Below are 12,575 nucleotides of genomic sequence, written 5' to 3'. Positions count from 1 at the left end.
CTGTGCCTAGTGCTAGCTGGGGAAGTATAAGTTACAGCGCTGGGCTAAATTAAATTTAGTGGAGTGTGCAGGGTCAATATTGTCACTGCTCATTGCTTTAGTTATCGCAATGTCATCATCACCACAATCGCGTAAAAGTGGTTGTTTTTTTATCGGTTCAAGCTCATTAAAATCGACAATGAGTGGGTGTCGCAGACTATCTATAATACTCATTTGTACAAGGGCTTGATTGTTATCATAACTCACAATGGTACCTACCGGGTATATACCGATCATTTTAATAAACTGTTCAAGATAGGCTTTGTTGTAATGCTTATTGGCGACTTTAAACAAAAGACCAATAGCAAGGTGTGGCGAATAACGGTGTTGCGGTAAATTGGCGTTACACATTTCGTTATAACGGGTGGTGATAGCAATTAATTGTGCGTACTTGGAAATTTTATCTTGTTTGAAACCGCGCGGGTAACCGCTACCATCAAACTTTTCATTGACTTGTAAAATACTATGAACAACGATATCAGGCAGTGAATCTATACCTTGTAATCTTTGCGCTGCATAGGCTGGATGTTGTTTGAGGTAATTGACTTCAGGTTTTGTTAGTTCAGACTTTTTATTACGAATTGAAGCGGGAACCCATAGCATACCAAACTGACTGAGTAAGGCTGTCTGAGTAATGATCGCGATATCTTGTCTGCTAAAAGCTAACTGCTGTGCCAAGCGTGTACTGAGTACTGCCACATTCATCGCATTTTGATAAAGGGTATCACTTGATATCTCCTCATTGCATAACACGAAACTAAAATCATGTTGTTGCTCTGAGGCGATAGTTAACTCACCCGAGAGTAATTCTAATAGTTCCATTGCCTTTTCAGGTTGCAAACTAAGTTTGCTGTAAATATTTTTGAGAATTACGATCTTCTCTTGGTACTTTGAACGAGTATGGCGAATTTGTTTCCACCAGGCTTGCTGCTGTGATAATTGTGTGTGCTGCTCTTCTCTTTTTTGGAATACAGCTTGTTGTGCTAATGCCTCTGCCGAGGCTTGGACATTTTGTGTTGGCTGTAATGATGCAGGAGCGGCTGCTGATGTTGGTGTCTGCGCTATTTTACTTCGAGATAGGTCGACCGAAACTGTCTCTAAACTGAGATGCTGTAATATTCGTAACTGTTTGGCATCTTTAATTAAAAATGAATTGAGGATAAAAGGGTGGGATGTCCAACCGATTGGAAGATTAATGTAATGACCTACTTGTAGGTCTTTAATCGCTAATGAGACATTTACCATTACTTACCTTTGCTTATCTAAATCCGTTTATATAAATAGAGTTAAATATCGTGACGTGTTTATTGAGTAGCATATTGAAAATGCAGTTAAAATAATTATAGGGGATAACTTTAGTCTTATCAAAGTTAAATATGTGAGGTGTGGGCTAGTTATCTTTTCGCGGATTTTATTATTAATAATGAGATTTTAGGTTGGCATAAATAAATATAATGTTATTACTGTATACATAATAAAAAGGTGTGGAGTATAAGGTTGTTTAATAAAACCTTAAAAACCACACCTTTGTAGGTAATAGTTATCACGCTGTTGGTGATAACTATTAGTGTATTACTTTACGACTGTTTTTTTACGGTTTCTTTTTTAGCCGCTTTTTTTTCTAACTCATAGCTTTCTTGATAGTCGTGACCGTAGTAAGAAGCAAGTAATAATGCTTTTAGCTCACTGATTAATGGGTAACGTGGGTTAGCACCAGTACATTGATCATCGAATGCTTCGATTGCTAGTTGGTCTACTTTAGCAAGGAAATCTGCTTCGTTTACACCAGCCGCTTGGATTGACTTAGGAATATCTAAATCAGTCTTAAGCTCGTCTAACCAGTTTAGTAATGCATTCACTTTGTCTGCTGTTTTACCTTCACGGAAACCTAAGTGCTCTGCAACTTCAGCGTAACGAGCACGTGCTTTCGGACGGTCGTATTGTGAGAATGCTGCTTGTTTCGTTGGCATATCAGTGGCGTTATAACGAATAACGTTAGTGATAAGTAATGCATTTGCTAAACCGTGTGGAATATGGAATTCAGCGCCAATTTTGTGTGCCATTGAGTGACAAACACCTAAGAAAGCATTAGCAAAGGCGATACCCGCAATTGTTGCGCCGTTGTGTACTTTTTCACGTGCGATTGGGTCTTTAGCACCATTTTTGTAAGAACTTGGTAAGTATTCTTTCAATAATTTCATTGCTTGTAGTGCTTGGCCATCAGAGTACTCGTTCGCTAGAATTGAAACATAAGCTTCAAGTGCGTGAGTCACTGCATCGTAACCACCAAAGGCCGTTAATGATTTTGGCATGTTCATTACTAAGTTTGCGTCAATAACAGCCATGTTCGGTGTTAGTTCGTAATCAGCAATAGGGTATTTTTGACCCGTTACTTCATCTGTTACTACGGCGAACGGTGTTACTTCAGAACCGGTACCAGACGTTGTTGTAATCGCCACTAATTTTGCTTTGATACCCATTTTAGGGAACTTGTAGATACGTTTACGAATATCCATAAAGCGCATTGCAAGATCTTCGAAGTGCGCTTCTGGATGTTCGTACATTACCCACATGATCTTCGCTGCATCCATTGGTGAACCACCACCAAATGCAATGATAACATCAGGTTGGAAGCTGTTCATCACAGCAACACCTTTTTTAACGACTGCGAGTGTTGGATCTGCTTCTACATCGTAAAATACTTCAGTATCAATGCCTTTTTCTTTTAAAATTGCAACTAAATCATCAACATAGCCGTTATTGAATAGGAATTTATCGGTTACGATACAAGCACGTTTTTTACCAACAAGGTCATCCATTGCAATTGGTAATGAACCACGGCGGAAATAGATTGATTCTGGAAGTTTATGCCATAACATATTTTCAGCTCGCTTTGCCACAGTCTTTTTATTCATAAGGTGCTTAGGACCTACGTTTTCAGAGATAGAGTTACCACTCCATGAACCACAACCTAGCGTTAGTGATGGTGCTAGACCGAAGTTGTATAAGTCACCGATACCACCTTGTGAACTTGGTTGGTTAATCAAGATACGAGCGGTTTTCATTCTATCGCCGAAGTCTTTAATACGGTCTTCATTTGCATCTTGGTCTGTGTAGATACCTGATGTATGACCGATACCACCAATTTCAACCATCGTGATTGCTTGTTCTACGGCGTGATTGTAATCACGAGCACGGAACATACCTAACGTTGGAGATAGTTTTTCGTGAGCGAATGCATCATCAACGTGTACTTCAGGACCTTCACCAATAAGTACTTTAGTGAAAGGTGGCACTTTAATGCCTGCCATTTCAGCAATCTTAATTGCAGATTGACCAACGATTGCCGGGTTCATGTTGCCGTTGATTAGCACGATTTCACGTACTTTATCTGCATCTTTCTTCGATAAGATATAGCCGCCATGTGTGATGAAACGGGCTTTTACTGCGTCATATACTTCGTCAACCACAATAACCGCTTGCTCGGAAGCACATACAACGCCGTTATCGAATGTTTTTGACATTAAGATTGAAGATACAGCACGTTTAATATCTGCTGTTTCATCAATAACAATCGGTGTATTACCCGCACCAACACCAATCGCAGGTTTACCTGATGAGTAAGCTGCTTTAACCATGCCTGGACCGCCAGTTGCAAGGATAAGGTTGATATCATTGTGATGCATTAATGCATTTGATAGTTCAACTGACGGTTCGTCAATCCAACCAATAATATTCGCTGGTGCACCTGCTGCAACGGCTGCGTCTAATACAATTTTAGCGGCTGTATTAGTTGCATTTTTTGCACGTGGATGTGGCGAGAAGATAATCGCATTACGAGTTTTTAGGGAAATTAATGATTTAAAAATAGCGGTAGATGTTGGGTTCGTTGTTGGCACGATACCACAAATAATACCAACTGGTTCTGCGATGGTAATAGTACCGAATACATTGTCTTCAGCGACAATACCGCAAGTAAGATCATCTTTATATTTGTTGTAGATGTACTCTGATGCGAAATGGTTTTTAGTTACTTTATCTTCTAATACACCCATGCCTGATTCTTCAACAGCCATTTGCGCTAACGGGATACGTGATGTAGAAGCGGCAAGTGCTGCTGCACGGAAAATCTTATCTACTTGTTCTTGATTAAATGTAGCGAATTCTTGTTGTGCTGCTTTTACTTTAGCAACCATTGCATTTAGCGTTTCAACATTTTTAACAGTCATATATTTCCCTTAAAACTAATTTGAAATCTTAAAAAGTATTTACAAAGTGTTACCTCTTAATGAATACCTTTGATTTGGAGTATAGGTAATTTTGAGGATTAAAAAGTGATCTAGATCAATTGTAGTAAAATAACGTATTATATTTTCATAAGAGTGTTAACTGGGTCATAAATATTAGATATTTACGTATTATGTAATTTTATTTCAATATTGTCTCTGGTAGGACTTATTGGTGTCGTATGGTTAATATTAGAAAAAATTGCTTAATTTGACAAAGTTATTGTTAATTTAAGACACGTTGCGGTAGCATTGCCTGAACTGTTTATTAAAGGATTTTATACTATGCCAAAATTATCTACGGTTATGGCGACAGCGCTTAACCAACAAATGACAAAAGAATTTACTGCTTCTCATCTTTATCGCAGCATGGCATCTTTTTGCTACGCATCTGATTTTATTGGCGCGGGTGATTTCTTTTATAAGCATGCAGCTGAAGAGCAAGTACATGCGCAGTTATTATTCCGCTACATGATCGACCGTGGCATTCAACCATTAATGGAAGCGATTCCTGCTGCTGAGTCTGAGTTTACCGATCTACTTGATGTATTTAACCAAGCGTTAGATCATGAAGTGATGATCACTGAATCTATTTCTGAAATCCTTGGTTTGGCGCACGAACTAAGAGATTTCCAATCTGTTGCTCACCTGAATACATTAATGGAAGAGCAAACAGAAGAAGAAGCATTATTTAATGGTATCGTTAGCCAAATCCGCCGTGTTGGTGTTGATAACGGTTATGGTCTCTTTATTATGGACCAAGAATTAAAAGCAATGAGTACTGCGCCTGCACCAACGCCAATTACTATTTAATTTTTTAGTATTTAGTACTTTTAGCTAACGCATTCATATTCGCTAAAAAAGTCGACTATTTTAATATAAAACCGCTTATACTCAGGTATACGCGGTTTTTTGTTTTTAGAACCTATACTTTAGTGGTATGGTTGCTGAGGTAGAACGTAAATTTAAATTAATAGGTAGAATAATTATGTCGAATAATAACAACACTGATATTAAAGATTGCTGTGGTGCATTTGCCGAAATTGGTAGCATTATTCAGCCTGACGATACCGAGCTATCTTTCCCTATTTCCTTTGACTCGCAACTTGCTGCAGATGAAAAACGCAGTGAGCTTGAAGCGTATGTTAATGAGCAATTTGATGAAGAAGTCACGATTGATTTTACTGCGCAGGGTGAAAATGCTTACTTGGTGACGTTACAATTTAATTGTACTGCTGAAAAAATGATTTTTGAAATGAACTTACGCCATTTAATGGCTTAATTTGTTGCAGCAATTTGATATTCAATAACGTTTATTTCGTCATAAACACGTGATGGGTTATTGAATAAAAAAAGGCATATAGCGCTAACTATATGCCTTTTTTATTATGTCGTTTTATTCATCTCTTTAATCAAAATTTAACCGAAATGTTGTTTACAATAGGCAAGACGTTGGTCTAAATCCATACTGTCGGTATTCGCGGCTTCAATCTGTTGTAATCTTGGTAGTAACCCCATGCCATTGGCAATCTGAATCGCCAGTCCAGGACGGGCGTTCAATTCTAATAACATCGGCCCATGATCACGGTCTAAGACCACATCGGCCCCTAAATAACCCAAGCCTGATATGTCATAGCATTGGGCGGCCAATCGAATAACTTCTTCCCAGTGCGGCACTTTGAGTAGTGCTAACTCTTTTTGTGTATCAGGGTGATGAGTTACCATTTCGTCATACTGTACGGCGTTTAACGCTTCACCAGTGGTGATGTTAATACCCACGCCAACAGCGCCTTGGTGTAAATTGGCTTTACCATCTGACATCGACGTTGATAAACGCATCATCGCCATCATCGGAATGCCTTTAAATACGATCACACGTACGTCTGGCACACCTTCAAAGCTATAACCTTCAAAGCTATCATCAAAGACGATAAGCGCTTCAACAACGGCGACATCGATACCACCACCGAGTGAAAATAGGCCGGCTAAGATATTTGAGCAATGGCGTTCAATATCATCCATTGAACATTCACTGCCACTGGGTTTGTAATAGCGGCCACCTTCAACTTTGGTGATCACTAAGATACCTTTACCACCAGAGCCTTTGGCTGGCTTGATTACAAAGCCGCTAAGCCCTGCAATCATTTTGTCTACAGATTTAACCTTGTGCTGACTGTCGACCACGCCAATCAGTTCTGGCGTGCTCACGTTAGCTTGTTCAGCTATTTCTTTGGTCTTTAATTTATTGTCGACTAACGGAAATAGTTTTCTTGGGTTGTAGCGTGATATATACATATTATTACGCTGGTTCATTCCCAAGATACCTTGCTGCTTCAATTTACGCGGTTGAGCGAACTCTTTTAAAAATGAAAATGTCATCATTAGTCACCTTGCATGTCTTTAAAGCGGCGCAGTTCTAGCAGACGATAGCCAGTGTAAGTACCTAACATTAAGATGATTGACATAATGATAAGTTGCAAGCCAAGGAAGTTGAATGCCCAATAGCGTAATAGCTCATTACTAATGGTTAGATAGACAAGTACGGCAACGAATAAGCTACCGCCACCTTGTACAAAGACTTCTTTCGCGCCTTCTTCTTCCCATAGAATTGACATACGTTCGATGGTCCAAGATAAAATAATCATTGGGAAGAAGGTGATTTTAAGCCCTTCTGTTAAACCAATCTTGTATGACAGTACCGAGAATAAGCAAATAATGGCGATCACTGTAATAATAACCACGGATATTCGTGAGACAAGCAGCAAGTTTAATCGCGACAAGTAAGAGCGGATCACTAAGCCGATACCGACGATCAAGGTAAAGCCGATTAAGCCCGTTGCCAGACTGGTTTGTACAAATGCCATCGCGATCAATACTGGCATGAAAGTACCTGATGTACGTAAACCAATAAGAATACGCATCATCACCACGATCATGACACCTAATGGAATAAGTAAAATACCTTTAAACAGTGCTTGTTCTTCGAGCGGCAAACTGTAGATGCTGAAGTTTGACAGATCGGTATCGTCAGCTTTCTCTTTCAGTACCTGCATAACAGGCTGAGTCTGTTGGATGATAGAGAAACTCACGCGAGAATTAGAGCCACCAATAAGATCTAATGTTGGTTCGCCATTTTGTTCCCAAAGCAGCAGGTTTTTTGCATCTGCGCTTTTACCTAATTTCACATCAATTAAACGGCTTTCATCGTCGCCAATCACTAATACAAAGGGTTGTAGCTGTTGTTGACGACGACCATCTTCAAGGTATAAACCTTTAACCAGTAATGCGGGTATATTCGCTTCATTAAGTAACGCCACAAACAAATTAGTTTTACTATTTTGTTGTAGCATTAACTTGGCATTTTGACCTAAATCATCACCCGAAAGTAATTTCAATAATTCACGGCTATATGAGAATGCATCGGCGCTTTTTTCCATTGCACTACTAACAAGTTGCTCTGCCGCTATGTCATAAGGTGGTAGCCAAGTGGTTTTATGAATACTGACATCTTGTTCATTAACCACATCTAATGGAATATCATTAGTGAGTACATTCACTTTGTAGTATAGATCTTGCTTACCGTCAGCGTTACGAATTGTCCACTGCGCACGGTCATCAACAAACGATAAGCCATAACCTGGCGACGCCGCTGTTTGATTTAAAACGGTGAAATTGCTTTGTGTTGAAGGGGTCGCAAAAGACGCGTTAACCGCATCGCCTTGAGCGGTAAATTCAACCTTCGCTTCAATCATCCACGTCGAGTAAGTTTCACCCGGTAACCAAGGGATCTCTCCACTGTAATGGCGCTGTGCAATACTGCCAACACCGAGTAGAAAAAGTATCGCAACAAAAATGCGAAATGGGATCTTAGAAGGCATGATTAGTTAGTCCCTTTTTTAGCTGAAGTAGGTTGTTTTTTATTAGAAGTCGGTTTCTTTTTCGGTTGAGTATATTCTTGAGCAACATCGACAATGGCAATGTCTTTTAAGAAAGTGCGGCCGAGTAAGATAGGGAACGTCATTCGACTACGGTCGGCTAGGGTAAATTCTGTTTCAGTCTTTATACTGCCAAGCTCAACGGGTAAGCTGACAACATAGCGTTGCAACGCTTTGACGGCATTAGTTTGACGAATTTCAACGGTACGGACAACGTGTGCTTCAATTGGAAACACTTCATTATCATCTTTATGCGATAAATTGAATTTAACCCAATCACGACCATCACGTTCAAATTTAACGATGTCAGTTGCATTTAATGATGAAGTTGTTGCGCCGGTATCGACACGCGATTTGAAGTTAGTTTGTAATTGGTCAAACCAAATCCACTCTTCTTGGCCAAGAATAACTTTACCAGCGATGTCGATTTTTGCTTTTGTTGTTGGTATTACGATTGCGGTGGTTTTTTTCACGGATGTAGTCGCGTCCAGACCGTCAAGTTGCTCCGTCAGCTTGGTAATGGCTTTATCTTGCTCGCTGAATTTATCTGGTTGTGCTTGTAATGTCGTTAATATTTGTTGTTGTTGCTGCAAAATTGTTTCTATTTGCGCCTGTTGCTTGCTGACAATATCGGTATTCGCTTTGTTTTGTGTCATGGCACAGCCATTTAAAAATACAAGGCTAAGAGCACTAGCAATAGCGATTTTTGATGTTTTTAATGTGCGAGTTGTCGTTGTATTTTTCATTAGGTATTTGGCCCTGTTGACTGCTGAAAAAGAGGGTTAGTTCATCAAAGTGGGATAATAGTTCCGTCATTCGACTATAAACAGTATATTTATTTAAAATAAGCGTGATTTTATATTTTAAAAATATGCTTAGTTATCTAAAAATCATCATCTATTTAATTAATGTTATGTCATCGATTATAGTTGTTTTTAAGTTAGATGTTCATAATAACGGTATTATTACACACAAGAAGTGTGAAACATGTCTAATACAATAGTTATATATCAATTATTTATACGGCAGTTACTTACAAATAGCAATTTGTCGGGGTGTTTTAATGGTTTCTATCTGAATGAGGGGGAGCTTGATTAAGATGCATAGGGCAGTACGTATGGAAGGTCATTATAACGAAGAAAGTGCGAGCTTAGTGTATAGCCTCGCACTCTGTGTGTATTACTGGGTAATGGACTCGGTAGATGTGTAAGTACGCGCTACATCAACGATGACGATGTCTTTTAAGAATGTCCGGCCAAGTAATACTGGAAATGACATGTGACGACGGTCGGCGAGGGTAAATTCAGTCAGCGTTTTGATATCACCAAGTTGCACCGGCAGTTCGATAATCGGTCGGCGTGTTGGTTCACTGCTATTGGCTTGGCGGATCAAAATAGTACGCGCCACTTTGGCTTCAATGACTTGGTCATCATTGAGACTTTGATTGAAGTTAAAGCGGACCCATTTTTTGCCATCACGTTCAAATTCAACAATGTTGGTCGCGTTTAATGATGAGGTCGTTGCACCTGTATCAATACGGGCTTTATATTGTTCTTTTAGATCATCGAGCAAGACCAGTTCTTCTGAGCCTATCACTCTTTTCTCCAGCGGTGTTATCCCTTCGGTTGACTGCGCAAGAGACAGATGGTTATCGCTGTATTGAGTTTTTTTATCGGCTTGGCAAGTCGCTATGCTCTCGCTATTGTCGATGACTTGTTGGCGTAATTGCACATAATCTTCGAGCTTGCTGTTAAGCTGGCTAATGTTTTGTGTTTGGTGAGCAAATAAAGCTGGCTGTTTTTGTAATTCAGCTAAAATAGTATTTTGTTGTTCAACTAATAACGTTATTTGTTCACTCTGTTGTTCAATTTGAGATTTCAGTAGCGCTGCGGTCTCTCCTTGATTAAGAAATTGATCCACATTCGCGCAGCCTGAAAGTAGGGCGCTAATGATGACTGCAGCCATTAATTGACGAGGGTTTTTGATAGTATCCATTTCTAACTCTAACTCTACTCTAAATTAAACCGTGGGCAATAAGCATCACTTAATGCGCTATATTAAATCTAAGCGCCGCATCAGGCGCTTAGATATCAGGTTATTCGTCTAACTGCTCTGCATACGGTTTAGTGGCAATTAATACCGCACGTTTAGGTGCCGGGTAGCCTTCAACCGTTTTGCTGTGATCGTTTGGATCCAGAAAATCAACTAACGATTCGTTTCTCATCCACTCCGTTGCACGCTGCTCTTCGATACTGGTATCGGAAACATCAACGATACGCACATTTTCAAACCCGAGTTTTTCAACCCAAAGTTTGAGTGCTGCACAACTTGGTAAGAACCATACGTTACGCATTTGTGCATAACGATCGCCAGGGACTAATACGGCTTGGTCGTCACCGTCAATGACTAATGTTTCAAGGACTAATTCGCCACCATCACGTAGCTGATTTTTAAGTTGTTCAATATGATCAATTGGCGATTTGCGATGGTACAGTACGCCCATCGAGAAAACTGTGTCGAAGGCACGTAATTTAGGTAATTCTTGAATACCAAGGGGTAATAAGTGCACACGTTGGTCGTTATTGGCAAAATGACGAATTGCTTCAAATTGCACTAAGAACAATTGGCTTGGATCGATACCCACAACAAATTCTGCACCGTCACCGAGCATGCGCCACATGTGGTAACCGCTACCGCAGCCGACATCAAGCACATAACGGTATTTTAACGGCGAGATAAACTCGCGTAAACGTTCCCATTTCCAATCACTGCGCCATTCTGTATCAATATGAATACCGTGTATGTTGAATGGGCCTTTACGCCACGGGTGGAATTTTTGTAATAGGCTTTCTGTTTTAAGCAGGTCGCTTTCGCTTAATTCACCGGGTAAACCGACTTCAAATTTATCGGTAATGTTAACGTGCTTGGTTTCGATTTTAGGCAGCTTTTTTAGTACCTTTTCCCAGCGCGGTAAAAAACCATGTTTGTGTTCGCGTTCCCACTCGTGCATTTGTGCAGGTAGGGTATATAACCAATGGTGTAATTTATTTTTTGCAATTATCTGATAAAAATTTGAAAAGTCGATCATGGGTAACCTATATTACTCTTAATTGATATTACAGCTTTGAATTAATGCTACTGCTTAAATTAATTGGGTGTATCGTGCAATTTGCTATTTATGCTCAGGCGACAGTTGTCCGATAATATTATGCATCGTGTCGCGTTATTTAATGGCAACCATAGAGCCAAAGTTAAAACACTGGAACCAAGAATTGGCGCTACTAAAGCCAATATCTTTAAGACGCTTCAAGTGTGTTTCAATACTATCTGGGCGCATAACATCTTCAATCGCGCTACGCTTTTGACTGATTTCTAACTCGCTATAACCATTCGCACGTTTAAAATCTTCGTGTAAATTGATCAGTAAATCATTGACCTTTTCATCACCAAAGCAAAATTTCTCTGACAGGATTAGAATACCACCAGGAACTAAACCAGCATAAATTTTGGTTAAGAGTGCTTGGCGCTCTGCTGATGGAATAAATTGCAGGGTAAAATTCAACACGACTATAGATGCGTTACTGATATCCACCGCACAAATATCATCACACAATACTTGTACTGGCGTATTACTTTTATAAGCTGATAGATGGCGTTCACAACGCTCAAGCATTGCTTGCGAGTTATCGATGGCAACGATATTACAATTACTTGCTTGCACGTTACGGCGCATGGCAATCGTGGCAGCGCCCAGTGAGCAACCTAAATCATAAAGTTGGGTATTATCTTGCGCATAACGCGCGGTCATCATGCCAATCGCAGAAATGATATTAGAGTAACCGGGTACAGAACGTTTTATCATATCCGGAAATACTTCTGCAACACGTTCGTCAAAGGTGAAATCACCGATTTGATCTAACGGGGCTGAGAAAATCTGATCGCGTTGTTGCATTGTTATAACCTGCAATAAAATTAGCAAAATAAGGCGACGTATTTTAGTTAAAATGACTGGCTTTGTCTCTAGCTAAACCGCATATAGGTGGAATAATTTGCTTGTTTCGCCGTCGTGTTGGTTTTTTCAGCGTTAATAATGATTTTTATGTTAATAAAATAACGGTTATTTAACCAACAAGGGACAATTACAAGCGGCGTGAATAACCGGGTTATTAGCGAGTTTGGCTATAACGGTAAGCAGTTTTGGGATTACTTTACGATGTTTGAGTATAAGTATTGGTTGCGGTGCTAATTTCTATTACAATAACGGTAATTTTTTGAGGGTTGCCAAAGTGGCAACCCGATCCATCGATTAGTAGGA

The 12,575-nt window shown here is 39.7% G+C and carries 10 protein-coding genes; 2 read left to right on the top strand and 8 right to left on the bottom strand.

Annotation, left to right across the window (positions count from 1 at the left end):
• Positions 1-12: 12 nt before the first annotated feature.
• Entirely contained in the window at positions 13-1,284 is a 1,272-nt protein-coding gene (locus A923_RS0118185) for a cyclic di-GMP phosphodiesterase (protein ID WP_017223123.1), read from the bottom strand.
• Positions 1,285-1,616: 332 nt separating this feature from the next.
• On the bottom strand, positions 1,617-4,268 hold the full coding sequence (gene adhE, locus A923_RS0118180) for a bifunctional acetaldehyde-CoA/alcohol dehydrogenase (RefSeq protein WP_017223122.1): 2,652 nt from the start codon (positions 4,266-4,268) through the stop codon (positions 1,617-1,619).
• Positions 4,269-4,610: 342 nt separating this feature from the next.
• On the opposite strand from adhE, the gene A923_RS0118175 reads away from it, so the two are divergent.
• Together A923_RS0118175 and A923_RS0118170 are read left to right on the top strand one after the other, a co-directional pair.
• The gene (locus A923_RS0118175; RefSeq protein ID WP_017223121.1) at positions 4,611-5,138 is read left to right on the top strand and encodes a ferritin; all 528 of its coding nucleotides are present in this window, start codon (positions 4,611-4,613) and stop codon (positions 5,136-5,138) included.
• Between the two features lie 175 nt (positions 5,139-5,313).
• Positions 5,314-5,607: a DUF406 family protein gene (locus tag A923_RS0118170; RefSeq protein WP_017223120.1), complete on the top strand. Its 294-nt coding sequence runs from the start codon at positions 5,314-5,316 to the stop codon at positions 5,605-5,607.
• A 137-nt stretch (positions 5,608-5,744) separates the two neighbouring features.
• On the opposite strand, the gene A923_RS0118165 is transcribed toward A923_RS0118170, so the two are convergent.
• The 6 genes from A923_RS0118165 to cmoA form a co-directional block, all read right to left on the bottom strand.
• Positions 5,745-6,707 (bottom strand): alpha-L-glutamate ligase-like protein, encoded by a 963-nt coding sequence (locus tag A923_RS0118165; protein WP_017223119.1) that lies wholly within the window; start codon positions 6,705-6,707, stop codon positions 5,745-5,747.
• The gene (locus A923_RS0118160; RefSeq protein ID WP_017223118.1) at positions 6,707-8,203 is read right to left on the bottom strand and encodes an inactive transglutaminase family protein; all 1,497 of its coding nucleotides are present in this window, start codon (positions 8,201-8,203) and stop codon (positions 6,707-6,709) included. The genes A923_RS0118165 and A923_RS0118160 overlap by 1 nt, the downstream gene beginning before the upstream one ends.
• Before the next feature lie 2 nt (positions 8,204-8,205).
• Positions 8,206-9,006, bottom strand: a complete 801-nt coding sequence (locus A923_RS0118155; RefSeq protein WP_017223117.1) for an ATP-dependent zinc protease family protein — start codon at positions 9,004-9,006, stop codon at positions 8,206-8,208.
• A 433-nt stretch (positions 9,007-9,439) separates the two neighbouring features.
• A complete protein-coding gene (locus tag A923_RS0118150) occupies positions 9,440-10,255 on the bottom strand; it encodes an ATP-dependent zinc protease family protein (protein WP_017223116.1) in 816 nt (271 codons plus the stop codon).
• Between the two features lie 100 nt (positions 10,256-10,355).
• Positions 10,356-11,348 (bottom strand): tRNA 5-methoxyuridine(34)/uridine 5-oxyacetic acid(34) synthase CmoB, encoded by a 993-nt coding sequence (cmoB, locus tag A923_RS0118145; protein WP_017223115.1) that lies wholly within the window; start codon positions 11,346-11,348, stop codon positions 10,356-10,358.
• Positions 11,349-11,483: 135 nt separating this feature from the next.
• Entirely contained in the window at positions 11,484-12,212 is a 729-nt protein-coding gene (gene cmoA / locus A923_RS0118140; protein ID WP_017223114.1) for a carboxy-S-adenosyl-L-methionine synthase CmoA, read from the bottom strand.
• Between the last annotated feature and the right edge of the window lie 363 nt (positions 12,213-12,575).

The organism is Moritella dasanensis ArB 0140, assembly GCF_000276805.1.
In the GTDB taxonomy this organism is placed as follows: domain Bacteria; phylum Pseudomonadota; class Gammaproteobacteria; order Enterobacterales; family Moritellaceae; genus Moritella; species Moritella dasanensis.
This window is presented reverse-complemented; position numbering and strand designations above follow the sequence as displayed.